We start from the raw sequence: 23544 nt of genomic DNA, 5'->3' as shown, positions 1-23544 counted from the left end.
GAGCGCAGGTCAGGCGACCCGGCGCGGACCTTCCGCCGGGACCGGCACGACCGCAACCTTGGCAGCGGCGAGGGAAGCCCCCTCCTCCGCCGTCAGCAGTACCGGACCGCGCAAATCCGGCCGCTTGCGGGGCGCGATGCAGCGCGTTGCGGCGCTGAGCTTCTCGACCGGCACCTCCGGAGCTTCCGGCGCGGATGCGGCCTGGGCGCGGATGCTGAGGTCCGCCGACCAGAGCCGTCTGACGATCGCACCGGCGACGGCGAGCGCTGAGGGACGCAGCGCATTCACGTTCATACCGTTGGTGAACAGCGACACGATCAGCCGGTCGCGAATTTCCTCGGAATGAAAGTCGAACAGGATACCGATCCGGCGGGCAGAATAGCGCACCTCGCCGCGCAATATGCCGACGTCGGGCAGCACGATCTGCACCCTTTCACCCACCGCGAAGCCGCTCGGCGCATCGAGATGCAGGCCGATGCCCGAGATGGAGATATCCCCCCTCGAGGCGCTGAGCATCTGTCCGTTATCGCCGATCAGCGTCACCGTCTGGCGCAGGTCGAAGCGCTCCTCGCCGCGCACACGCGGCTTCTCCAGGCACATCATCGCCACCAGCAGCAGCATCACCATGTTGAACGCCAGCCAGAAGGCCACGACCGGCAGCAGGCCATCCTGCGTGACGATGCGATAATCGGGCAGCATGTTGATGGCGAGGCTGGCCAGACTCGCCGCCATGAGGGTGAGCGAGGCGAACAGCACATAATCGCCCGGCCCGCGCTTGCCGCCCTTGGAGCCGGAGCCCTTGGGCGTCACCTTGAAGGTCAGTCCCTTCGGCGCGATCAGCGTCTTGAGCGCAGCGGGCAGGATGCGGAACGTCTGGAAGACGGACAGGATCTGCGCCGCGAGCGGATAATAGCGGCCCGGCGCCAGCATGCTGATGCCACCCAGCAGCGCGACGATCATCGGCAGAAGGAAGAAGATAATGCCCGGCAGATCGACCCCGACCATCGGCGCCAGATTGAACAGAGCGAACAGGATCGGCGCGAGGATGGTGAAGACCGATTGCAGGCCCTGCGTCACCCAGGCAGAGGGAAGGAACAGCAGCCGATAGCGCAGCTTCAGCGTGCCCCCCAGCGGGCCATGGTTGAGATAGAGAATCTGGATCGCGCCCTGCGCCCAGCGCTGACGCTGGACGAAGAAGGCAGCGGTGCTTTCCGGCGCGAGGCCATAAGCCAGCGGTTCGTTGAGATAGCGCGTGATGTACCCCTTGCGCAGGCTCGCCAGGGTCAGCAGCATATCCTCGGTGATCGAGCCCTCGGGCAGGCCGCCGCCGATCTCGTCGAAGATCGCCCGGCGCGTCACCGAGTTGGAGCCGCAGCAGAAGGAGGCATCCCAGCCATCCCGGCCCGGCATGATCGCCTCGAAGAAGAAGCGCTGATCGTCCGGCATGGCCTGCTGCAGGCCAAGATTGGTCTGCATGGGATCGTGATTGTAGAAGCTGTGCGGGATCTGGACGATCCCGATCTTCTCATTCTCGAAAAAGCCCATGGTGCGGATGAGGAAATCGCGCTGGGGCACAAAATCGGCGTCGAACACGGCGACGAACGGCGCATTCGTCTGGGTGAGGCCATGGTTGATATTGCCGGCCTTGGCGCCCTTGTTGTCCGGCCGGGTGATATATCCGGCGCCCTTGGCGAGGCACATGTCCTGTACCCAGGGCCGCCGCCCGTCATCCAGTACCCAAACGCGCGCCTCCGGCCAATCCATCGCGAGACAGCCGAGAATCGTCTTCTCCAGCACCTCGCGCGGCTCATTATAGGTCGCGATGAACACGTCCACCGGCGGCAGAAGATCGGCATTCTCCGCCCATAAAGCTCTCAGCCGGGCTTCCCCCGCATCGGCTTCAGCCGAGCGGTCCGTCGGGCGCGAAAGAATCGCCAGAAGAATGCCGGCATCGAACAGCGCCAGCACCTCCACGATCAGGCAGGAGACCGGCCACCAAAGCTCGCTGAAGCTGCCGCTCCAGGGAATCGTATAGACAATCCGCCAGTGCAGATAATTGACGATGGCAGCCGCAATCGTCGCCACGATGCCGACACGCGACGGCCATAGCCCGCCGAATATGACGAAGGCGCCCAGCACCAGCGCCAGCGAGGCCCAGGGCGCCGTGAAAGCGACGTCGGTCATACGCCTTAGAGACTGCGGCTGAACCGCACCTCAGCCAGACGCCCGACATCGCATTTGCGCGCGGCGTCGGCCTTGGCCGGCACCTGCTCGGGCAGCGCAACATCGACGATGATCTCGCGCGCTTCCGGCAGGGAATAGGTCGAGGCGGCGAGCAGGCCTTCCTGTCGGCGACCGGCAGCGCCGGTGATCGCGATGACCCGGCCCTTCATCCACTCGCTCGCGCCGATCATCCGGATGTTCGCGGGCGAGCCAGCGTGGATCACCTCCGCCTTGCGCTCGGGCAAGGCCACCTGCACGAAGCGACGGCGGCAATCGACCAGATCGACAACCGGCTCGCCGGCACGAATGGAGGTACCGGAACTGGCGGTGGTCGCCCAGACCAGCGTGCCGGCTGGCGCCACATAATTGGCGCGAGCCTGCGCATCCTTCAACCGGAGCTGCGTTTGGGTATACTCGGCATTGGCGTCGGTGAGCATCTTTTCAATGGTCTGGCGCTGGAGCACCACGCGATCGGCCTGCTGCACGGCATAAGGCGCATCATTATAGCTGTCGCCCAGAAACACCCCGGCGCGCGCGGCGTTGCGGGCAATGCCGATGGACTGGATCTTGGCCCCAAGGCCGCTGCACTCGCTGTCCTTCGCGGCGAGCAAGGCGCTGGCCTTTTCCACGCCGGAGGCAGACATGAAGCCCTGCTCGGAGAGCTGGCGGGCGCGGGCGAGGCTCGCGCGAAGTTCTGTCCGCTCGGCCTGGCAACCGGACAAGGCAGCGCCAGCGGCAGATTGATCCTCGTAGAGGCGCGCCGTCGTGGCGTTGGAGAACACCGTGGCGCGGCGCCCGAGCCGGACCTCCTGCGCGGTCAGCTCGCCGAGCTGGCGCTTGGCGAGATCGATCTGCGCGAGGGCGATTTCGGCCCGGGCCTTGAGTTCCGCGACCTCGCCGGTGTCCTGCGAGAGATCGAGCAGATGCACGGGCGTCGGCTTCATGAAATACTGGCCATCGGCGGGCAGCGCCGCCACCGTCCCGTCCGCCGCAGCGGTCAGGCGGATGATCGGCGCGTTCACCGCCGCCTGCGTCGACACATCGTTGAACACATAAGGCGCAAAGCCAATGGCGCCCGTGCTCAGCAAGGCTACCGCCAGCGCAATGCGCGTGCTGCGCGCCCGCAGGATCGTTTCAACGCGACTCATGAATACCACCACCCCTGAAAGATACCGGGCGTCTGCCCGGCGCCCACCGAGCGGGACTAGCAGTGGCGTGGTTACGATATCGTTAGCCGAAGCACGGCTGGGCCGTGTTATGCGCGGGCGGTCGCATCATCCTGCAGATCGCCCTGGCGGGCGCTCGCCAGCACATCGCGCGCGGCCTCGGCGAGTTGGGAGACCGAGAAGGGCTTGGGCAGGAAAGCCACATTCTCGATGTCGATGGACTTGCGAAGCTGCTCCTCGGCATAGCCGGACATGAAAAGCACCGGGATGTCAGGATGGCTCTCCCGGACATGGCGGACCATCGTCGGGCCATCCATCCCCGGCATCACCACGTCGGAAATCAGCAGATCGATCCGCTCGGCTTCGGCAAGCCGCGCCAGTCCCTGCTCGCCATCCGAGGCGGTGACGACGGTGTAACCCTGCCGGGCCAGCGCACGCTCGGCCACGTTGCGCACCATGTCCTCATCCTCGACCAGCAGGATGGTGCCGGTGCCCCATGTCTCGCTGACCGCCGCCTTGCGCGGGGCCACGGGGGAAGACATGCCTTCCGAAGCGACCGCGTGCACCGGCAGATAGATGTTGAACGTGGTGCCCTGCCCCACGGTCGAATCGGAGAAGATGAACCCGTTGGACTGCTTGACGATGCCGTAGACGGTGGAGAGCCCAAGCCCGGTGCCCTTGCCGACAGACTTCGTGGTGAAGAAGGGCTCGAAAATCTTGCCCAGCACCTCGGGCGGGATGCCGGTGCCGGTGTCCGAGATGCTGAGGCCCGTATAGTCGCCGATGGGCATGATCTCGTTCTTCATCTCGCGCACATCGGCAGCGGAGACCGGGAAAGTGCGGACCGTCACCGTGCCGCCTTCCGGCATCGCATCGCGCGCGTTCACCACCAGATTGACGATGACCTGCTCGAGCTGGCCAGGGTCGGCGCGGACATGGCCGAGATTGCGGCCGTGGAAGACCTCCAGCCGGATATTCTCGCCGAGCAGCCGCTTGAGCAGGCTGGAGACCTCGGACACGACATCGGGCAATTGCAGCACTTGCGGGCGCAACGTCTGCTGGCGCGAGAAGGCGAGAAGCTGGCGCGTCAGCGAGGCAGCGCGGTTGGAGTTGGCCTTGACCTGCTGGATGTCGTCATAGTCGCTATCGCCGGGCGTGTGGCGCATCAACATCAGATCGCAATGGCCGATGATCGCAGTCAGGATATTATTGAAGTCGTGCGCCACGCCGCCGGCAAGCTGGCCGACCGCCTGCATCTTGGTCTGCTGGGCGACCTGACGCTTGAGGCGCGATTCCTCGCTATTGTCCTTGAGGCTCAGCAGCACCGCGGCCTCGCCCAGCCCCCTCACCCCGGCGAGGCTCAGAGACACGGGCTCGTCCGGCGCGCCGAGCAGGCCGACCTGCATGTCGCCGGACATTTGCGGGCCATTGGCAAAGCGCCGGATAGTGTCGGCAACGGCGGCGCGATCCTCCACCACCACGATATCGCCCGGATAGCTCGGCTTCTCGCCCGGCGGGATGCCCGCAGCGCGACCAAAGGCCTTGTTGAAGAACAAAAGCCGCCCTTCCCGGTCGGCCATGCCAAGGCCGAAGGGCAGCAGCGAGAGCAGGGCTTCGACATAAGCGAGGCTGGAAATGCCCTCCACCGCAGACACGCTCTCATCCACCATGACCAGCACGATCTGGCCGGAGGGATCATCCGGGCGCAGCGGCACTTGGATCATGCGGATGGGCACCGCCTGTTTTTCTTCCTGCGCGAAGAAGATGCGGCCCTCGGCGTCCACGCGCATATAGCCGGCGAAGTCGCGACCCTCGATGATGCTGTCCGCGCGGCCGGTCGCGCGCAGGATGAAGGCGGGATTGGCCGCACGGATGCGCCCTTCCCCACCGATCATCACGCACATCAAGCCGGAATCGGACAGGCGCTCGCCCGCCTCGCCAGCCATGATGCGGCCGAAATCATCGACAATGCTGGCCTGCTGGACACTCTCGAACCGCCAGAGCAGATAGTCATCCGCCCGCCCGGTGCGCGTGACCTGCAGATCGAGATGCAGGCTGCCGCGCAATATGCCACGCACGGTGATTTCGCCCTCGCGCCAGGCCGCCTGTCCGGCCTGCGCCACGCGGTTGAGATCGCTCGGGGAAATGTCGATCTCGGCCGGCGCGGGATAGCCACCGAACCAGTCGCCATAATGATCGTTGGCGCACACCATGCGGCCCGTCCGGTCGGTCAGGGCGATGGCGCAACCGGCTGCATTTGCCGCCGCGCGGATCAGCGTCCAGTCCGGGTCTGCAGGCGTAGCCGGCACGACCGGCGCGAGGCTGCGCTGCGTCACCCAGAGCAGCGCGGACACCGCGAGCACGGACGCCCCGAACACGGCGCCCACAGCGGGATCGCCGAACAGCCATAACAGCGGCGCGCCCGCCAGCAGCGCGACCAGAGCGACGAGCAGCAGCATGGGGAAGCGCGGTTGATTTGCCGTCAGATTGAGCAAATCGCCATTGCGCGCATTCGCTCCCCCATCGCTCACGAAATCTGCCCTCCCAACGGCAAAATCCCGTCGCCTCCGGTCTCAGCGCTTTCCGAGCGCCCCGCCTGACGCCCGCGCCATTTCCGTCCGATGCGGCTCTTCCACAGCCAGGAGGAAACGAAATAGCCGATTGCGGCCGAGACGACCGACACGACGAACAGGCCGAACAGCAGCACCGGCGCCGTCGAGGACAGCAGCCAAGCCGTCCATTCCGCCAGCCCCGCCTCCTGATGAATAAGCGCCATCACCTGGCTAACATCGCCGGAGCGCCCCAACATGGTTGCGCCGACATAATAGGATGCGGCGAGGATGAAGGGCGTCGTCGCGGGATTGGACAGGAAGGTCATCGCAGCGGCCAGCGGCACATTCGCGCGGAATGGCAGCGCCAGCAGCGCCGCGCCGGCAATCTGCAGCCCGGGGATCAGCAGGAAGATGCCGACGAGCAAGCCCAACGCCACGCCGCGCGGCACGGACCTGCGGGTGAAGCGCCACAGCTCGGGGGCCAGCACGCGATGCGCCACCGGCTTGACGAACCGGTTTTCCGCCAGGCTCTCCCGGCTGGGCATGGACGCGCGAAACGCCTTGATCAGCCGGCGCTTGGGCATCAGCCCCGCTCCCGCATGATGCGGCCCTGTTCGCGCTTCCAGTCGCGCTCCTTGGCGGTCTCGCGCTTGTCGCGGACGTTCTTGCCCTTGGCCAGCGCCAGCTCGACCTTCGCCTTGCCGCGCTCATTGAAATAGACGCTCAACGGCACCAGCGTCATGCCCTGCCGGGCGACGGCGCCGTGCAGCTTGGCGATCTCGCGCTCGCGCAGCAGGAGCTTGCGGGGGCGCTTGGGCTCATGATTGAAGCGGTTGCCGTGGCTGAACTCGGGGATGTTGCTGTTGATCAGCCATATCTCGTCATCCTTCACCTCGGCATAGCTCTCGGTGATGGAGCCATCGCCAAAGCGCAGCGATTTAACCTCGGTGCCGCGCAGCATGATGCCCGCTTCGTAAACGTCCTCAATCGCGTAATCGAAACGGGCGCGCCGGTTCTCGGCCACGGTCTTGACCTTGTTGAATGTCGCAGGGCGCGGGCGAGCCATTGGAATCTTTCTGTAATGAGCGCCAGATTTAGGCGATGTGACCAGCCTAAACCAGCCCCGCGATCTCTAGAGCGCGGTCTACCGTCGCACGCGAGGCACCTGATGGCCATGTTATCGGCAGCCGCAGCTCGCACGGCATCTCCGGTCGCACCCGCGAGAGCGCATATTTGATCGGGCCCGGTGAAGAATCGGTGAAGAGCGCATCGTGAAGCGGATAGAGCCGGTCCTGCAACGCCAGCGCATCCTTCCAGCGATCCTCAAGGCAGGCATTCTGGAAATCGGCGCACAGGCGCGGCGCGACATTGGCCGTCACCGAAATGCAGCCCCGGCCGCCCATGGCGTTGAACGCCAGCGCCGTCTCGTCATTGCCGGAAAGCTGGCACCAGTCCGCCCCGCAGGCGAGGCGCTGGGCGGTCACGCGGCCGATATTCCCGGTCGCATCCTTGAGGCCCACGATGCTCGGAAATTCCTCGACCAGCCGGTGCAGCACCGGCACGCCGATATCCACGATGGAGCGGCCCGGAATATTGTAGAGCACGATGGGCAGATCGCAGCGCGAGGCCAGATAGGCGAAATGCTGGTACAGCCCCTCCTGGCTCGGCTTGTTGTAATAGGGCGCGACGACAAGCGCGGCATCGGCACCGGCGGCCTGCGCGGCGAACATATGTTCCAGCGCGATCCGGGTATCGTTGGAGCCAGCGCCGGCAATCACCGGCACGCGCCCAGCCGCCTGCTCGACGCAGATCCGTACGACGCGATTATGCTCCTCGATGGTCATCGTGGCGCTCTCGCCGGTCGTTCCGCACGGCACGAGGGCGCTCGATCCCTCCTCGATTTGCCAGTCCACGAAGCTGCGGAATGCGTCCTCATCCAGCCTGTCATTACGGAACGGGGTGATCAGTGCCGGAATCGAGCCGGAAAACATATGAAAAAACTCCTTCAAAGCGCGCGCTCGGACAGGCATAGTGGGGCAAATGCACGCGCCCGTTCACCGTTCGATCATCGAGGCTCTGCCATAATGCTTCCCATGGGAAAAGACCTTCGCTTATCTGCTGTCGTTCTTGTTGCGGCCATGGCCTTGGCAGCGACCACTGCATCGTCTCAGCAAAGCACGCCGACCGTCACCTGGCAGGCCGTTCAGGAGCGCCTTGCCGCTGGCGCCAATGACGAAGCACGCACCCGCGATGCGATTGAAAACTGGCGCCGCATTGCCTCCAGCGACAGCCACGATTTCTCGGTCTACGCCAACTTCCTGCTCGCCAACCCCGGCTGGCCCGAGGAATCCAAGCTGCGCTCCTATGCCGAGCGCCGCGTGGATGCGGACATCAACGAGCCGTCGGTCATTCTCGCCTTCTTCGCAAAATATCCCGCACGCTCTGCGCAGGCCAAGGCCATCCATGCGCTGACGCTGGCGCGAATGGGCAAGCAGGGCGAAGCGCAAAAAATGGCGCGTGACGCCTGGGCCTCCGGCGCCATGGATGCCAAATGGGAGGACCGGCTGCGGATGCAGTTCGCATCCACCCTCACGCCAGAGGATCATTTGCAGCGCGCGGATTCAGCGTTGTGGCAACGTCGCCCCGAGATCGCCGAACGCCTGCTCGCCTCGGTGCCGGTGACCCGCCAGGCGGTTGTCGCCGCGCGGATCGCCTTCCAGCGCAAATCGCCCAATGCTGCGGCCCTCATGGGTCCGGCCGATCCCGTGGGGATGCTCGACGCCGGCTATCTGGCCGACAAGGCACGCTGGCTGACCGACAATGGCGACCTTGCTGCGGCGCGCAGCCTGCTCGGCAACCGCACGGCGCTGATGCAGCGCCCGACCGACCCGGAAAAATGGTATGAGGTGCTGCTGGCGCAGGCCCGCGCCGCGAACAATGACAATCAGTTCAGCACCGCCTTTGCCATTGCTTCCAAGGTCGATGATGCCTTCCCCCGTGGGACAGACATCAGTGCGCAATCGCTGGGCGTGCGCGATGATTATACCAGCCTCACATGGCTGGCGGGCATGATCGCGCTCAACAAGCTGAACCGCCCCGCCGACGCCGAAGCGATGTTCGACCGCTATGCCAATGGCGCCAAATCGGGCCAGACCAGCTCCAAGGGCCATTATTGGGCCGGACGCGCAGCGCTGGCTGCTGGCCGGCAGGCGCAGGCGACTGCGCATTTCGAGAAGGCCGGCAGCTATCCCGATCAATATTATGGCCAGCTCGCGCTCGAGCGTCTCAAACGCCGCGTCAATCCCGATGCGCTCGCCAGTGCCGTGCGCCCCAGCGCCAGCGAGCGGGCCGCATTCATGGCGCGACCGGTGGTGCGCGCCGCCAGCCTGCTCGGGCGCAACGGGCAGACCCGCGACCAGTCGCTGTTCATCCGCGCCATTGCCGACAATGCGCAGACGGACACGGAACTGGCGCTTGCCGGCGAACTGGCGCAAGTCCTGGGCCGCCCGGATCTCGGCGTCATGGCCGCACGCAGCGCCGGCCGCAACGGCCTGAGCGCCGCGCCCGACTACAGCTTCCCCCGCATGAACGTGCCGCTGAGCGATCGCTCCAACTGGACGATGATCCACGCAATCACCCGGCAGGAAAGCCAGTTCGACCGGGCCATCGTCTCCCACGCTAATGCGCATGGCCTGATGCAGCTGCTCCCCTCCACCGCGCGCGAAGTCGCGGGCAAGATCGGCATGAGCTTCAACCAAAGCTCGCTCTACGACCCGAACTATAACGTGCAGCTCGGCAGTGCCTATTTCCAGCAATTACTGCGCTACTACAACGGCAGCTACCCGCTCGCCATCGCCGCCTATAATGGCGGCATGGGCCGAGTGAACCGCTGGCTGCAATCCAACGGCGACCCGCGCCTGCCCGGCGTGGACATGGTCCAGTGGATCGAGGACATTCCCATTTTCGAAACGCGCAATTATGTGCAGCGCGTGCTGGAGAATGCCGTGATTTATGACATGCTGAGCCCCGTGCAGAGCACCGCCGACTTGGCGCCGCTCAGCCGGTTCCTGGGCAAGTCCTTGCCCGGCTGAGGCCCGCCCGCATCCAGCTAATCCGACCTTTCGACCCAGAACAGAATAGAGACCATGACTGAAAGTGAGACGAGTTCCGCGCCCGCATCGACGTCCATTTCCGGACCTGCCGACGCCGCCGAGACCGACGAGAAGCGCGGGACCAAGGCCTTCTGGGCCGGCGTCGGCATCGGATCGGCGGCGCTCGCTGCAGCCCTGATGTATGCCAGCAAGCGGCCGAAACGCCGGGGCAAATGAGCGCGCTGCCTCGGCCGAACTACATCACGCCGGGCGGTTTTGCCGCGCTGCGCGCCGAATATGACCAGCTTCTCGGGGAAGAACGGCCCAAGATCGTGGAGATCGTCAGCTGGGCCGCCGGCAATGGCGATCGCAGCGAGAATGGCGACTATCTCTATGGCCGCAAGCGGATGCGGGAGATCGACCGACGCCTGAAATGGCTGGCGCAGCGGATGAAGCTCGCCAAGATCGTCGAACCCGCGCAGCAGCCGGACAAGAGCCGCATCTTCTTCGGCGCGACGGTCACGCTCGCCGATGAGGAGGACAATCAGCGCAGTGTTACCATCGTCGGCAATGACGAGGCGGATGCCGGCGCCGCTCGGATCGGCTGGGATACGCCGCTGGCGCGCGCCCTGAGAGGAGCTGCCGTGGGCGACCTACGCCGCGTCGACCTGCCGGGCGGCAGCAAGGAATGGGAAATCCTCGCCATCAGCTATCCGCAATGATCGCGCGGACGGCCTTGCTGGGGATTGGGCTGCTGGCCGGCACGGCGTCGGGGGCATGGGCTGCAGATTGCCCGACGGGGCTCTTCATGGCCGATGCCGGGCCGGATGCAGCCTCGGCACTGGAAATCGACCCGGATGGTCGCTTCCGCTACATGTTCACCGCCGGCGCTGTGGACGAATCGGCAGCGGGGCGCTGGGAATGCAGGGATGACGGCACCTTGCGCCTCACCACCGAGCCGACCCCCAAGCCGGCAGCGTTCTCGCTCGCCGATGTAGCCAGCGACGGGAACGAGCCGTTCACCCTGCTGGTCACCTGGCCCAATGGAGTGGGCGTTCCCGCCGTCGATTTTGAGCTCACCCTCGACGATGGCGACACCATCGCCGACTATACCCAGAGCGACGGCTGGACCGGCGATTTAGGCAAACGCCGTCCGCGCTCGATTCAAGTCTCCGAAGTATTTTTCGGCACCAAATCCGAGGTGATCCCGCTGCCCGCGCAGGAGCATCTTCGCGTCCACATCATCCTGACCCCCAATGACATGGGCGTTGCCGCTTTCCGCGATACGCTGGTGACTCGCGAGGACGACAAGCTGGTTCTCCATTGGCGCGACGGCACGATGCGCTACGCCCCGGCCGCGCAGGACTGAGCGCCTCGCCATGATGGACATCCGCCCCGCCTCGGCCGCCGACTGGCCGGACATCTGGACCGTATTCGAGCCGGTCATCCGCGAGGGCGCGACCTTTCCCCTCGCCCGCGATCTGGATGAGGCGGGTGCCCACGCCTACTGGACCGCGCCGGACAAGCAGGTGTTCGTCGCGACATCCGACACCGGCATCGTCGGCAGCTACACCTTGCGCGCAAACTCGACCGGCCCGGCTGCCCATGTCGCCAATGCCGGATATATCGTCCGGGCCGACCAGCGTGGGAAAGGCATCGCGCAGGCGCTGTGCCGCCACTCGCTGCAGACGGCCCGCGCGCAGGGGTTCCGCGCAATGCAGTTTAACCTGGTGATTTCCACGAACATCCGCGCCGTGCGCCTATGGCAGCATATGGGATTTAGCATGGTCGGGGCGCTTCCCGGCGCGTTCCACCATCCGGTTCACGGTTATGTCGATGCGCTCGTGATGTACCGCAGCCTCATGGATCAGGCCTGAGCCGCTCACTCCTCCGGCTGATAGCCGAACGCCTCATGCGCCAGTTTCACGACGGCGGGGTCGGCGTCGGGCATCTCCATCGAGACATGCTTTTCCAGCCGGTCGGCGATGCAGGTAAGCGCCGCGATCCGCGCAGCCTTGCGGTCATTGCCATCGATCACCTGCCAGGGCGCCTGCTTGGTGTCGGTCTTGGCGAACATGTCCTTGATGGCATCGAGATAATCGGCCCGCTTGTCGCGATTGCGATAATCCTCCGTACCCGTCTTCCAGCGCTTGAAGGGATCGTCCAGCCGCTGGGCAAGCTGCTTGTCCTGCTCCTTCTGCGTGATGTGGACGAACAGCTTCACGATCGCGGTGCCGCTGTCGATCTGCTGGGCCTCGAACGCATTGATCTCGCCATAGCCGCGCTTCCACTCGGCTCTCGTGCAGAAGCCCTCCACCCGCTCGACCAGCACGCGCCCGTACCAGCTCCGGTCGAAGATCGCGATGTGCCTGTCTTCCGGCAGTTTCGTCCAGAAGCGCCAGAGGAAGTGGCGCCCCAGCTCCTCCGCTGTCGGCGCGCCGATGGGCCAGACCCGGAAATAGCGCGGATCGAGCAGCGACGTCATTCGTTTGATGATGCCGCCCTTGCCGGCGGCATCCCACCCTTCCAGCATCACCACGCTGCGGCGCTTGTGGATGATGTGGGCGACCTGGATCTTCTCCAGCCGCTTCTGGAGCTTGATCAAGGCCTTGTCGAAGTCGCCGTCGAAATCGGCGCCTTTTTCGTAATCGGAGAGCTTGATGGTCATGGCCGCACCCTATCGTGCGGCCAGCCATTGTCGAGAGTTCAGCTCTTTGGCGCTCAGCTCTTTTGCGGCTCGACGACGCGGATGTGCAACTCGCGCAGTTGCTTGAGTTCCGCATGGGAGGGCGCGCCCATGAGCAGATCCTCGGCGCGCTGGTTCATCGGGAACAGCGTGATCTCGCGCAAATTCACCGCGCCGCAGAGCAGCATCACGATGCGGTCCACGCCAGCGGCCATGCCACCGTGCGGCGGCGCGCCATATTGGAAAGCACGGTAGAGGCCGCCGAAGCGATCCTCCACATCCTGCTTGCTCAGGCCCACCTTCTCGAAGGCCTTGACCATCAGCTCGGGCGACTGGTTGCGGATCGAGCCGGACGCGATCTCGAAGCCGTTGCACACCATGTCATACTGGAAGGCCTTGATCGACAGCGGATCGGGCCCGTCCAGCGCCTCCATCCCGCCCTGCGGCATGGAGAAGGGGTTGTGCGCGAAGTCGAGGCTCTTGGAGTCCTCGTCATATTCGTAGAACGGGAAGTCCACGATCCAGCACAGGTCGAAGCGGTCCTTGTCGATCAGGTCAAGCTGCTCGCCTGTGCGGATGCGGGCAAGACCAGCGAGCTTGGCGGCCTGCGCCTCCTTGCCGGCAGCGAAGAACACGCCATCATTGGGACCAAGGCCGAGCGCTTCGATCAGCTTGGCGGTGGCCTCCGGGCCGTGATTCTTTGCGATGGGACCACCAGGCTCGCCATCCTTGATGTTGATATAGCCAAGGCCTGAGAAACCTTCCGAGCGCGACCAGTTGTTCATCTCATCGAAGAACTTGCGGCTGCCAGCGCCAGCACCCGGCGCCGGAATGGCGCGGATGACGCCGCCGCTCTCGACGATGCTCGCGAAGATGCCAAAGCCCGAGCCGACGAAGTGATCGGTCACATCGGTGATGATGATCGGGTTGCGCAGGTCCGGCTTGTCGCTGCCATATTTGAGCATGGCCTCGGCATAGGGGATGCGCGGGAAGCTGCCGGCCGGGGTCACCGGCTTGCCATCGGCAAAGGTCTCGAAGACCTGCGCGATCACCGGCTCCATGGTGTTCCACACATCTTCCTGCGTTACGAAGCTCATTTCCAGATCGAGCTGGTAGAACTCGCCCGGCAGGCGGTCGGCGCGCGGGTCTTCATCGCGGAAGCAGGGGGCGATCTGGAAATAGCGATCGAAGCCGGCGACCATCAGCAACTGCTTATACTGCTGCGGCGCCTGCGGCAGCGCGTAGAACTTGCCGGCATGAATGCGGCTGGGCACGAGGAAGTCGCGCGCGCCTTCCGGCGAAGACGCCGTGAGGATGGGGGTCGAATATTCGGTAAAGCCCGCACCTTCCATGCGGCGGCGCATATCCGAGATGATCTTTGTGCGCTTGACGATGTTGGCGTGCAACGTCTCGCGGCGCAGATCGAGGAAGCGATAGCGCAGGCGGATATCCTCGGGATATTCCTGCTCACCCGCGACCGGGAGCGGAAGCTCCTGCGCGGCGGAGAGTACGACGGCCTCTGCCGCCCGCACCTCGACCTCGCCGGTCGGCAGGTTCGGGTTCACGGCTTCCTTGGCGCGCGCCACCACCGTGCCGGTGATGGTGACGACGCTCTCGGCCTTCAGGCTCTCGATCACGTCGAACACCGGGCCGCTGACCTCAGTGACGATCTGCACCATGCCATAATGGTCGCGCAGATCGATGAACACCAGATCGCCATGATCGCGCTTGCGGTGGACCCAGCCGGACAGCCGAACAGTCTCGCCGGCATTGGCGGCGCGGAGCTCCCCGCAGGTGTGCGTGCGATAGGCGTGCATGGTCTAACGGCCTTTTATTTTCACGCGCCTCATTGCGAGGGCGCCAATTGGATGACAAAGACGACTTGTGGGGGATATGGTGATACGCTCAAGCGTGCCGCCGGCCCCCAATCCGAGGACCGGCCAATAATAAGATCACCTGCCATATGCAAATCCATCCATTGATCACTGACAGCTCTTCCCTCGCCGCGCTGTGCGAGCGGTTGTCCAAGGCCGACTTTGTCGCCGTGGATACCGAGTTCATGCGCGAGAACACCTATTGGCCGGAGCTGTGCCTTTTCCAGATCTCCGATGGGAAGGAAGCCGCGGCGATCGACCCCAAGGCGCCCGGGCTGGACATGGGGCCACTGCTCGACCTGCTGGTGACCAATGAGGATGTGCTCAAGGTCTTCCATGCCGGCGGGCAGGATATCGAGATCGTCTTCAACCTCACCGGCAAGACGCCGCACCCGCTGTTCGACACGCAGATCGCCAGCATGGCGCTGAGCCAGGGCGAGCAGATCGGCTACAGCAATCTGGTCGATAGCTGGCTGGGCATCCATCTCGACAAGGGCGCGCGGTTCACCGACTGGGCGCGCCGTCCGCTGGACAAACGGCAGATCGATTATGCGATCGGCGACGTTACCCATCTCGCCGCGATATTCCCGATGATGCTGGAGGAACTGCGCAAGACGGGGCGCGGCGTGTGGCTCAATCAGGAAATGGAGCGGCTCGCCGATCCCGGTAATTATGAGGTCAATCCGGCCGAGGCGTGGAAGCGCGTGCGCATTTCCAGCCGCAAGGCCGATGTTCTCGGGCGCCTGAAGGCGCTCGCCGCATGGCGCGAGACCGAGGCCAAGGACAAGAACCTGCCGCGCGGGCGCATCGTCAAGGACGAGACGCTGGCCGACATCGCCTCCCATCCGCCGCGCAAGCAGGAGGATCTGGGCAAGGTGCGCGGGCTTTCGGCAAGCTGGAAGGGCAATGACATCGGCGCGCGGCTGATGGCTGCAGTAGAAGATGCCGGCCCCCTCCCCCGCGACGAAATGCCCGAGCGCGATCCCGGTCGGCCCGGCCTCGGCAAGGAAGGCGCGCTGGTCGCCGATCTGCTCAAGCTGCTGCTCAAGATCCGCTCGCGCGAGATCAACGTTGCCTCGCGCCTGCTCGCCCGCGCCGACGATCTGGAGATGCTGGCAGCCGGCGTGCGGACCAACCTGCCGATTCTGGAAGGCTGGCGGTTCGAGCAATTCGGCCGCGACGCGCTGGATCTGGTGGAAGGCCGCATGGCCTTCGCGGTGCGCGACGGCAAGCTGCTGATGACCCGCACGGAAAAGCTGGCCGAGCCCAACGACTGATCGCCTGCCGGATGACCGGTGGACGCCCGCATGCTAGGCTGGCCTTTTGAGGAAAGGCCCGGCACCATGCGCATGATCGCTCCCCTTCTCGCTCTTGCCCCGCTGACGGCCTGCGCTACCGCCACGACCAGCGTGGGCGAACCGCCACTGGCCGGCAACGGCGCCTGTTCGGCGGAAGGCCTGCAAAGCGCCATCGGCCAGCGCGCAACCGCGACTCTGGGCGCCGACCTCCTCGCCAAATCCGGCGCCCGCACCCTACGCTGGGGCCCGCCTCGCTCGGCCATGACGATGGACTATCGCGAGGACCGGCTGAACATCAGCTATGATAATGCGATGATGATCGAGCGGGTGAATTGCGGGTGACGGGGGGCTGGGCTGCGCCGGCAATTCAGGGGTACGACACTGTACAGCCGTCCCGATAGGCGACTTTCCGGACGTTCGGCTTACCGGCGATCGCGGGTCACCGTTAGAGCGTCGTCTATCTCCCAAGCGTCGCTTTGGCGGATCATCCGCGCCACGGTGTGAGCGTCTCTGCTCCAATACCGAACTACGAACGCGCAGTTGATAGTGGTTGGACTTCCCGGAACATCGTTAGGTAACGCGTCACCGCACAACACGTCGGCTATTCGCTTTATGCGTTCCGAGTGGATCAGAACGACGCCGCTCGGATCGTCTTGTGCCGCTTGGTTGGAGGCGGCTTGGACGACCGCGCCGTCACGGTTACGAACTGCGGCCAATATTTGTTCATCGGTCGGACAGAGCGTCGGCGCAGCGCAGCGGCTCACATTGGCCATGATCAATAGAGCAATCAACTGCGCGTCCTTCTGAGCGCTTAAGACATTACTAGCATGAATGGCAGCTAACCACCCCAAGACAACCCATTAAATCCTTCAAAAATACTCTGAGCGGCCGATCCGTCGGCTCTGGAATTTGCCCGCAGCCAAGTCACGCATCGAGCAGATAGCCCATGCCCATGGCCTGGCCGAGCTGGCGCAGGCGGCGGTCGATGGATTCGCCGGCAAGTGCCGCATGTTCCGGGTCGAGGCGCAGGATGACCGTGCCGTCGCGCACGTCGAGCGAGGAGCCGTCCAGCGGGCCTTCCGCGCCGCCGGAGAGGCGCTGGCACAGGCGGATGGCAAGGCCCCACTGGATCGCGCGGCGCAGCAGCGGCTCGGGAGCAAGGCCTGCGAGCAGCGCGGGTATGCTGGTGCCGCCGCCAAAATTCGCGTGCAGCGCCTGCCCCAGCGCGGCGCGCTCGGCGGCATCCACGCCGACCCAATTGCCCTGCAAGGCGAATTCCATGCCGCGCTCGGCGCGAAACTCGGGATTGGCGCGCCAGCCGACATCCGCCAGCAGACAGGCCGCAAAGCGGATGCGCGCCCATTCCGGCGGATCATCGTGGAACAACGGCGCGATCCAGCCACTGATCGTATCGCCATGGCCGACAAAGCGCCCCTGCGCCTCACCCTCGATGCGGGCGGCGACCAGGAGCGGGTCCTGATTCGCCATATCGCGCGGCAAGCTCCCGTAGAGCAGCCCTTCCCGCAGCCCGAAGGCCGAAACGGTGAGATGGGCGGAGCGCAGCCGCTCCACCACCGCGCACAACAGATGCGCTGCATCCGGCAGGGTCGGGAAGCGCGCGCTGGAGACGCCGACTGCCTTGAGATCCGCCTTCTGCGCGCTTTCCAGCCATTTGAGCAGCTCGGCCGGGCGATCCGGCGTCATTCCGTAATGATGCAGGATCGGCAGCGAATAATTGGTGAGGTGCATGTCCAGTCGCGCCAGCGCGCGCCAGCTGCCGCCGATCAGATAGAAGGGCAGGCCCTGCTCGATGTCGCCAAGGCCCTGCGCTTTGAGCAGCCCATCGAGATGCTGGACCAGCCCCTTGCGTCCCCGCGCGCGGACGTCACCGATCCGAAAAATGCCGAGCGGCAGGGAAACGGGCATCTCCACGCCCTCGGGCCGCACGCGCACCAGTTCGAGACTGCCGCCGCCCAGATCGCCCATGATCCCGTCCGCACGCGGCATGCCGGAGAGCAGCCCGTGCGCAGAGGCCAGCCCCTCCTCCTGACCGCTCAGCACGCGCACCTCAAGGCCGATCTCCGCCGCACGGTCGATGAAGGTATCGCGGTTGGACGCATCGCGCACGGCGGCGGTGGCGACGCAGGTGATCTGGTCCACCTCCATCTCCACGCACAGCCGGGCAAAGCGCTCCAGCGCCATCAGCCCGCGCTCCATCGCCGCCGCGCCGATCCGCCCGGATGTGCCGATCTCCGCGCCCAGGCCCGCCAGCACCTTCTCGTTGAACAGCACGAAGGGAATGCGCCGTGGCCCGTCATAAACGACGAGGCGGACGCTGTTGGAGCCAATGTCAATGATCGCCGTCCGGCGGAAATGCGGGCCGTTGAGCGTCGCCTTCATCGAGCGGCGCGTCGTGCGATCGAGCAGGGTCATGGCCGCACCTCTGTCCTCAGCCACGCTCGGAGAGCGAGAGCTTGGGCACCGCGCGGGCGGAGCGCCGCGAGGCACCGCGACCGGAGAGGGACGGATTGGTCATGAAATAATGATGCAGGTTGAACGGCTTCTTCCCCGGCTTGAGGCGTGTGTAGCTGCCATCGCTGCCCAGTGCCCAGCTCTGCTCATCATCGAGCAGATTGGCCACCAGCACCTGATCGAGCACCTGATCATGGACGGTCGGGTTCTCAATCGGCAGCATATATTCAACCCGCCGGTCGAAATTGCGTGGCATCCAGTCCGCCGAACTGATGAACAGCCTGGCGCTATTGTTGGGCAGGGACTTGCCATTGCCGAAGGCCCAGATGCGACTGTGTTCCAGGAACCGCCCGATCACCGACTTGACCGAGATATTCTCCGACATGCCCGGCACGCCGGGCCGCAGGCAGCAGATGCCGCGCACGATCAGTTCCACCTTCACGCCCGCATTACTGGCGCCATAAAGCTGCTCGATGATCGCGGGGTCTACCAGGCTGTTCATCTTAGCCCAGATCGTCGCAGGGCGGCCAGCGCGGGCATGCTCGATTTCCGCTTCGATCAGCGCCGCGAGCTTGTCGCGCATGTGCAGCGGCGAGAGGGTAATCATCTCCATATGCTGCGGCTCGACATAGCCGGTGATGTAATTGAACACGGCGGCGGCATCGCGCCCGGCCCGGGGATCAGCGGTGAAAAAGGATAGGTCCGTATAGATGCGCGCGGTGATCGGGTGGTAATTGCCGGTGCCGAAATGGCAGTAGGTGCGAAAGCCGTTCCCCTCGCGCCGCACGACCATCGAAATTTTGGCGTGGGTCTTCCAGTCAATAAAGCCATAGACGACCTGCACGCCGGCGCGCTCCAGTTGCGCGGCCCAGAGCAGGTTCTGCTCCTCATCGAACCGCGCCTTCAGCTCGACGACGGCGGTGACGGACTTGCCTGCCTCGGCCGCATCAATGAGGGCACGGATGATCGCGCTCTGCTTGCCGGCACGGTAGAGCGTCTGCTTGATCGCCACTACATCGGGATCGTCCGCCGCCTGCTTGAGGAAGGCGATGACGACATCAAAGCTCTCATAAGGGTGGTGGACGACGATGTCCTTCGCGCGAATCGCGGCGAAGCAATCGCCGCCATATTCGCGGATGCGCTCGGGGAAGCGCGGGGCGTAGGCCGGGAATTTGAGATCCGGCCGATCTTCCTCGACCACCTCGGCCAGATCGGCGATACCCATGAAGCCATCGATATCCACGACCATGGCCTCATGGCCCTGCATCATCGTCTGCAGCTTGGTTTCGACCGGTTCGGCCACGCCGCTCTCGATTTCCACGCGGATGATCCGGCCGCGCCGGCGCTGCTTGATGGCGCTTCGATAATAGCGGACGAGGTCCTCGGCCTCTTCCTCGATCTCGATGTCGCTATCGCGCAGGATGCGGAACAGGCCGCTGTCCCGCACGATGAAGCCGGGGAAGAGCAAGGCCGAATAGCGCCGTACCAGCGCCTCAATGGCGATGTAGCGCGCGTTCTTGCCCGGCACGCGGATGAAGCGCGGCAGCGTGGCCGGCAGAATCACCAGCTCCTGTACCACCTCCTTGTCCGATTCGCGCAACAGGTCGAAGAACAGGCTGAGGCCCTTATTGGGAATGAACGGAAACGGGTGGGCGGGATCGAGCGCCTGGGGCGTGAGGATCGGGAAGATCTGCTCGAGGAAATGCTGGCGCATCCAGCTGTCCGCGCGGGCATCCACCGGTTCGGGACCGATCACGCTGATATGCGCGCTGCGGAGCGCGGCATGAAGATCATGCCAGACGACCTGCTGGGCGGACATGAGCGCCTCGGCCCGGTCGCCGATCGCCTCCAACTGCTGGGCCGGGGTCAGCCCATCGACCGAGCGCATTTCGACGCCCTGGAGCTGCTGGCCCTTGAGACCGGCCACCCGGACCATGAAAAACTCATCGAGGTTGCTGCCGGAGATGGAGAGAAAGCGCAGCCGCTCCAGCAGCGGATGCGCCGGATTGCAGGCTTCCTCCAGTACGCGCTGATTGAAATTGAGCCAGGACAGCTCCCGGTTGAAGTAGCGCGCCCCGTTTGCGGCGCCCGCGCCCGTGATCGAAGAAGTGGGATCGGCTTCAGACACGGTCAATGGGTCCCCTCATGCGGTGCGGTCTCATCCGCTCCGTCTAGCAGCGCATTGTTACGGAGCGCTTGCCGCGCCAACGCAACCGAGAGTTTCTGCCCCCGCGCCAGCGACAGCGCGTTCAGCTCGGCCACGACGCCTTCGATCGCGGCATAACAGCGCGCGGTGCGGCGGGCGAGAAAATCCGGGAGGTCCGGAGCGAAGGCCGAGCCTGCCCGCTCCAGTCCATGGACGATCAGCGCTGCGGTAACCGCTTCGTCCGGCGGGAGAATACGCGCGACGGCGGCGGTCGCGAGGCGCGTGCGCAGATCGGGCAATGCAATCGTCCATGTCGGCGGCGCCTCGCTGGCGACCATCAACAGCGGCCGGCCCGAATCGCGTGCCTCGTTCCAGAGGTGGAATAGGTGGGTCTCATCGGCGCGGTCGGCATCATCGACCAGCACGCCGCCGCTTTCGCGCAGAAACACCTCCGCGATGAGCGAACGACCGGACCGGGATGGGCCGACGAGCAATGTGCAGGGCGAGGGCCAGCGCTGCCAGTCGCGTATCAGCGCGAGCGCGTCGGTATTGGCAGCGTGGACCAGCAGACTTTCCGCTCCGCCATGCCGCGACCAGCCGATGGGCAGCGGCAACTGGGTCATTGCCCGCCCCCGCCTCCGCCGGCTGGTGGACTCGCGCTCCGACGGGCGATCCGCAGCGTGTTGCCAGATACGGCGACCGAATATCCCCGTCCTTCAAGCTGCGCGCGCAATTGCTCGATCGTGCCGCTGAAGCCGACCTGCATGACAGACGTGCCGCCGAGTGCCAAGCTTGAGGTCGAGGCCGCGCTGACCCCCGGAATACCCCGCAGCATCGCCTGCGCTTCCCCGACCGAGGCCGTGGTAGGCGTCTCGATCTGAACGCTGAACGAGGCGGCACCGGGCGTATCGGCCGGCAGGACACCGAGGATCGCCTCCAGCCCAACCGCATTCTCGATCTCGACCGCGTTGACCGGCTCCTCGATGACCAGCGAGGGGTCGAGCCGCAAGGTGCCGTCCGCCAGCGCGCCGGCGTAAAGCTGGTCGATCCGGGCGACGGCATCGCTCATCATCTTGGGCAGGTCGGCGGGCGTGGCAGCGCGCAGGGTGAAATCCCCGATGAAATTATTGTCCGGCCCATAGCGCGCGCTGAAATGGCCGGTAATCGGCCCGCCGGGAAAGCTGCGCTCGATCCGCGCGATAGGCATGATCACATCCGCCGCACCATAAAGATCGAGAAGGATACGCCACCAGTTGCGCCCGCGCCGGCCAGTCTGACCGGGATTGAGCAGCAGCGAATCCGGGCCATCGCCAGCGGTGCGCACATAATCGATCGGGCTGTCGGAAATGCGGAATTCCGCCCACGCCTTCTGCCAGGGCGTCACCCGCTCGAACGTCATCGGCGTGCCCGAATCCCAGAGAACCGGGATCACCAGCAGCGGCGGCGAGCGGCGAATCTGCCCGGAAACGCCAAGCGCCTGCCCGGCCCTAGCTCGATCGAACATCACCGAGAGCGTAGCGATATAGCGATTGGGACCGATTTGCTCCTGCTGCACCTCAATGCCGGACACCAGCCCATCCAGCACGCTGTCCCCAAGCGCAGGGCCATTGCCGCCATGCGTCCGCTTCCACAGCGATTGCCAGGCGAGGCGCTGGGCCAACCGCCACCCGGTCGCCCGCGCCGCATCGGCATTGGGCCCGGCGACATCGACGCGAATATCCTTCACCTCGAAATCGCCCTGCGAGGCCAGCGGCGCAATGCCCCGCTCACCCTCGATCTGCGCGACCAGCACAGCCGCAAAGGCCGCCAGAACCAGCGCGAACACGAAGTGAATGGGGCGCAAGGATGGCAGAGAGAGCGTCACGGCGCCCTTTTGGCGGCATTGTTCTGGAAAACCAAGCCCGATTTGGTAAGGGCGGGCCATGGACTCCAAGCACAACCAGCCCGAGGGCTACACCTATGCGCAGGCCGGCGTGGATATCGCTGCCGGAAATGCGCTCGTTCGCGCCATTGCTCCGCTCGCCCGCGCGACGCGGCGACCGGGGGCCGATGCCGATCTGGGCGGATTCGGCGGCTTCTTCGACCTGAAGGCGGCGGGCTTTACCGATCCGCTGCTCGTTGCGGCGAATGACGGCGTCGGCACCAAGTTGAAGCTCGCCATCGATAGCGGCAAGCATGACACGGTGGGCATCGATCTGGTGGCCATGTGCGCCAACGACCTCATCGTGCAGGGCGCAGAGCCGCTCTTCTTCCTCGATTATTTCGCGACCGGCCGCCTCGACAATGGCGTGGCCGAGCGGGTGATCGCGGGCATCGCCGAGGGCTGCAAGCAGGCCGGCTGCGCGCTGATCGGCGGCGAGACGGCGGAAATGCCTGGCATGTATGCCGATGGCGATTATGACCTCGCCGGTTTCTGCGTCGGCGCGGTCGAGCGCAACGAAGTGCTGACCGCCGACAAGGTAGCCGAGGGCGACGTGATTCTGGGCCTCGCCTCCTCGGGCGTCCACTCCAACGGCTATTCGCTGGTGCGACGCCTGGCGGCGGACAAGGGCTGGAAGCTGGACCGCCCTGCCCTGTTCGATCAGGAAGTGCTGCTCATCGATGCGCTGATGGCCCCGACCCGGATCTATGTGAAGCCGCTGCTGCCGCTGGTCCGCAAGGGCCTCGTCCATGCGATGGCGCATATCACCGGTGGCGGCCTGCTGGAGAATATCCCGCGGATTCTGCCGGCTGGCCTGCACGCGCATATCGATGCGGACCTTTGGGCGCAGTCGCGGCTGATGGCGTTCCTGCAAGCACAGGGCAATATCGAGCCGGGCGAGATGGCGCGCACATTCAATTGCGGGATCGGCATGGCCGTCGTCGTGGCGCCCGCCGATGTGGACGCGGTGAGTGCGGCGTTGCGTGAGGCGGGCGAGACCGTCCACCGCATCGGCGAGATTCGCGATGGCGAGAAGGGCTGCACCGTGCGCGGATCGCAAGAGACGTGGTGCGCCATGGCAGACTGGAACGCGGTCCATCTAGGGTAATAAGCCC

20 protein-coding genes are annotated in these 23544 nt (G+C 65.1%); 8 read left to right on the top strand and 12 right to left on the bottom strand.

The window, feature by feature from the left end:
- Positions 1 to 9: 9 nt before the first annotated feature.
- From M2332_RS01210 to dapA, 6 genes are all read right to left on the bottom strand, one after another.
- Entirely contained in the window at positions 10 to 2184 is a 2175-nt protein-coding gene (locus tag M2332_RS01210) for a glycosyltransferase (protein ID WP_264572639.1), read from the bottom strand.
- A gap of 5 nt (positions 2185 to 2189) precedes the next feature.
- Positions 2190 to 3371, bottom strand: a complete 1182-nt coding sequence (locus M2332_RS01205) for an HlyD family secretion protein (RefSeq protein WP_264572638.1) — start codon at positions 3369 to 3371, stop codon at positions 2190 to 2192.
- A 107-nt stretch (positions 3372 to 3478) separates the two neighbouring features.
- A complete protein-coding gene (locus M2332_RS01200) occupies positions 3479 to 5848 on the bottom strand; it encodes a response regulator (protein WP_264574868.1) in 2370 nt (789 codons plus the stop codon).
- Between the two features lie 68 nt (positions 5849 to 5916).
- Positions 5917 to 6525 (bottom strand): DUF2062 domain-containing protein, encoded by a 609-nt coding sequence (locus M2332_RS01195; RefSeq protein ID WP_264572637.1) that lies wholly within the window; start codon positions 6523 to 6525, stop codon positions 5917 to 5919.
- Complete coding sequence (gene smpB, locus M2332_RS01190; protein ID WP_264570111.1) at positions 6525 to 7007, bottom strand: SsrA-binding protein SmpB; 483 nt, start codon at positions 7005 to 7007, stop codon at positions 6525 to 6527. Before smpB ends, M2332_RS01195 begins: the two co-directional genes overlap by 1 nt.
- Before the next feature lie 46 nt (positions 7008 to 7053).
- The gene (gene dapA / locus M2332_RS01185; protein WP_181559441.1) at positions 7054 to 7932 is read right to left on the bottom strand and encodes a 4-hydroxy-tetrahydrodipicolinate synthase; all 879 of its coding nucleotides are present in this window, start codon (positions 7930 to 7932) and stop codon (positions 7054 to 7056) included.
- A gap of 147 nt (positions 7933 to 8079) precedes the next feature.
- On the opposite strand from dapA, the gene M2332_RS01180 reads away from it, so the two are divergent.
- Genes M2332_RS01180 through M2332_RS01160 form a run of 5 tightly spaced genes read left to right on the top strand, consistent with a single transcriptional unit; the run spans position 8080 to position 11909 of the window.
- On the top strand, positions 8080 to 10032 hold the full coding sequence (locus M2332_RS01180) for a lytic transglycosylase domain-containing protein (protein WP_264572636.1): 1953 nt from the start codon (positions 8080 to 8082) through the stop codon (positions 10030 to 10032).
- A 54-nt stretch (positions 10033 to 10086) separates the two neighbouring features.
- On the top strand, positions 10087 to 10269 hold the full coding sequence (locus M2332_RS01175; protein WP_264572635.1) for a hypothetical protein: 183 nt from the start codon (positions 10087 to 10089) through the stop codon (positions 10267 to 10269).
- Positions 10266 to 10754 (top strand): transcription elongation factor GreB, encoded by a 489-nt coding sequence (gene greB / locus M2332_RS01170; RefSeq protein ID WP_181559438.1) that lies wholly within the window; start codon positions 10266 to 10268, stop codon positions 10752 to 10754. Before M2332_RS01175 ends, greB begins: the two co-directional genes overlap by 4 nt.
- Entirely contained in the window at positions 10751 to 11401 is a 651-nt protein-coding gene (locus M2332_RS01165; RefSeq protein WP_264572634.1) for a hypothetical protein, read from the top strand. The genes greB and M2332_RS01165 overlap by 4 nt, the downstream gene beginning before the upstream one ends.
- Positions 11402 to 11411: 10 nt before the next feature.
- A complete protein-coding gene (locus tag M2332_RS01160; protein ID WP_319801473.1) occupies positions 11412 to 11909 on the top strand; it encodes an N-acetyltransferase in 498 nt (165 codons plus the stop codon).
- 5 nt (positions 11910 to 11914) lie between these two features.
- On the opposite strand, the gene M2332_RS01155 is transcribed toward M2332_RS01160, so the two are convergent.
- Both M2332_RS01155 and aspS read right to left on the bottom strand, forming a co-directional pair.
- Positions 11915 to 12700, bottom strand: coding sequence for a polyphosphate kinase 2 family protein (locus tag M2332_RS01155; RefSeq protein ID WP_264572633.1), 786 nt, complete (start codon positions 12698 to 12700; stop codon positions 11915 to 11917).
- 53 nt (positions 12701 to 12753) lie between these two features.
- Entirely contained in the window at positions 12754 to 14535 is a 1782-nt protein-coding gene (aspS, locus tag M2332_RS01150; protein WP_264572632.1) for an aspartate--tRNA ligase, read from the bottom strand.
- Between the two features lie 146 nt (positions 14536 to 14681).
- Between aspS and rnd the strand changes: the two genes are divergently transcribed.
- Positions 14682 to 15869 (top strand): ribonuclease D, encoded by a 1188-nt coding sequence (gene rnd, locus M2332_RS01145; RefSeq protein ID WP_264572631.1) that lies wholly within the window; start codon positions 14682 to 14684, stop codon positions 15867 to 15869.
- Between the two features lie 66 nt (positions 15870 to 15935).
- Positions 15936 to 16232 (top strand): I78 family peptidase inhibitor, encoded by a 297-nt coding sequence (locus tag M2332_RS01140; RefSeq protein ID WP_264572630.1) that lies wholly within the window; start codon positions 15936 to 15938, stop codon positions 16230 to 16232.
- 582 nt (positions 16233 to 16814) lie between these two features.
- On the opposite strand, the gene M2332_RS01135 is transcribed toward M2332_RS01140, so the two are convergent.
- From M2332_RS01135 to M2332_RS01120, 4 genes are read right to left on the bottom strand one after another with little or no spacing between them, the layout of a single operon-like run.
- Entirely contained in the window at positions 16815 to 18323 is a 1509-nt protein-coding gene (locus M2332_RS01135; protein ID WP_264572629.1) for a Ppx/GppA family phosphatase, read from the bottom strand.
- Between the two features lie 16 nt (positions 18324 to 18339).
- Positions 18340 to 20490 carry an RNA degradosome polyphosphate kinase gene (locus M2332_RS01130; protein ID WP_264572628.1) on the bottom strand — a complete coding sequence of 717 codons (2151 nt, stop codon included), beginning with the start codon at positions 20488 to 20490 and terminating at the stop codon, positions 18340 to 18342.
- Positions 20491 to 20492: 2 nt separating this feature from the next.
- Complete coding sequence (locus M2332_RS01125) at positions 20493 to 21131, bottom strand: DnaA ATPase domain-containing protein (RefSeq protein ID WP_264572627.1); 639 nt, start codon at positions 21129 to 21131, stop codon at positions 20493 to 20495.
- Positions 21128 to 22432 carry a heavy-metal-associated domain-containing protein gene (locus M2332_RS01120; protein ID WP_264572626.1) on the bottom strand — a complete coding sequence of 435 codons (1305 nt, stop codon included), beginning with the start codon at positions 22430 to 22432 and terminating at the stop codon, positions 21128 to 21130. The genes M2332_RS01125 and M2332_RS01120 overlap by 4 nt, the downstream gene beginning before the upstream one ends.
- On the opposite strand from M2332_RS01120, the gene purM reads away from it, so the two are divergent.
- Positions 22431 to 23537, top strand: coding sequence for a phosphoribosylformylglycinamidine cyclo-ligase (purM, locus tag M2332_RS01115; RefSeq protein WP_264572625.1), 1107 nt, complete (start codon positions 22431 to 22433; stop codon positions 23535 to 23537). The genes M2332_RS01120 and purM overlap by 2 nt on opposite strands.
- Positions 23538 to 23544: the final 7 nt, after the last annotated feature.

Origin of the sequence: Sphingobium sp. B11D3A, assembly GCF_025961695.1 — a bacterium.
Classification (GTDB): Bacteria; Pseudomonadota; Alphaproteobacteria; order Sphingomonadales; family Sphingomonadaceae; genus Sphingobium.
This window is presented reverse-complemented; position numbering and strand designations above follow the sequence as displayed.

Coding starts and splice junctions, on each gene's coding strand:
- M2332_RS01155 (WP_264572633.1), bottom strand. CDS start 12,700: ATGACCATCAAGCTCTCCGATTACGAAAAAGGCGCCGATTTCGACGGC.
- M2332_RS01200 (WP_264574868.1), bottom strand. CDS start 5,848: ATGCTGCTGCTCGTCGCTCTGGTCGCGCTGCTGGCGGGCGCGCCGCTG.
- aspS (WP_264572632.1), bottom strand. CDS start 14,535: ATGCACGCCTATCGCACGCACACCTGCGGGGAGCTCCGCGCCGCCAAT.
- M2332_RS01120 (WP_264572626.1), bottom strand. CDS start 22,432: ATGGCCCGCCCTTACCAAATCGGGCTTGGTTTTCCAGAACAATGCCGC.
- M2332_RS01180 (WP_264572636.1), top strand. CDS start 8,080: ATGGCCTTGGCAGCGACCACTGCATCGTCTCAGCAAAGCACGCCGACC.
- M2332_RS01160 (WP_319801473.1), top strand. CDS start 11,412: ATGATGGACATCCGCCCCGCCTCGGCCGCCGACTGGCCGGACATCTGG.
- M2332_RS01125 (WP_264572627.1), bottom strand. CDS start 21,131: ATGACCCAGTTGCCGCTGCCCATCGGCTGGTCGCGGCATGGCGGAGCG.
- greB (WP_181559438.1), top strand. CDS start 10,266: ATGAGCGCGCTGCCTCGGCCGAACTACATCACGCCGGGCGGTTTTGCC.
- smpB (WP_264570111.1), bottom strand. CDS start 7,007: ATGGCTCGCCCGCGCCCTGCGACATTCAACAAGGTCAAGACCGTGGCC.
- M2332_RS01205 (WP_264572638.1), bottom strand. CDS start 3,371: ATGAGTCGCGTTGAAACGATCCTGCGGGCGCGCAGCACGCGCATTGCG.
- dapA (WP_181559441.1), bottom strand. CDS start 7,932: ATGTTTTCCGGCTCGATTCCGGCACTGATCACCCCGTTCCGTAATGAC.
- rnd (WP_264572631.1), top strand. CDS start 14,682: ATGCAAATCCATCCATTGATCACTGACAGCTCTTCCCTCGCCGCGCTG.
- M2332_RS01175 (WP_264572635.1), top strand. CDS start 10,087: ATGACTGAAAGTGAGACGAGTTCCGCGCCCGCATCGACGTCCATTTCC.
- purM (WP_264572625.1), top strand. CDS start 22,431: ATGGACTCCAAGCACAACCAGCCCGAGGGCTACACCTATGCGCAGGCC.
- M2332_RS01165 (WP_264572634.1), top strand. CDS start 10,751: ATGATCGCGCGGACGGCCTTGCTGGGGATTGGGCTGCTGGCCGGCACG.
- M2332_RS01135 (WP_264572629.1), bottom strand. CDS start 18,323: ATGACCCTGCTCGATCGCACGACGCGCCGCTCGATGAAGGCGACGCTC.
- M2332_RS01210 (WP_264572639.1), bottom strand. CDS start 2,184: ATGACCGACGTCGCTTTCACGGCGCCCTGGGCCTCGCTGGCGCTGGTG.
- M2332_RS01140 (WP_264572630.1), top strand. CDS start 15,936: ATGCGCATGATCGCTCCCCTTCTCGCTCTTGCCCCGCTGACGGCCTGC.
- M2332_RS01195 (WP_264572637.1), bottom strand. CDS start 6,525: ATGCCCAAGCGCCGGCTGATCAAGGCGTTTCGCGCGTCCATGCCCAGC.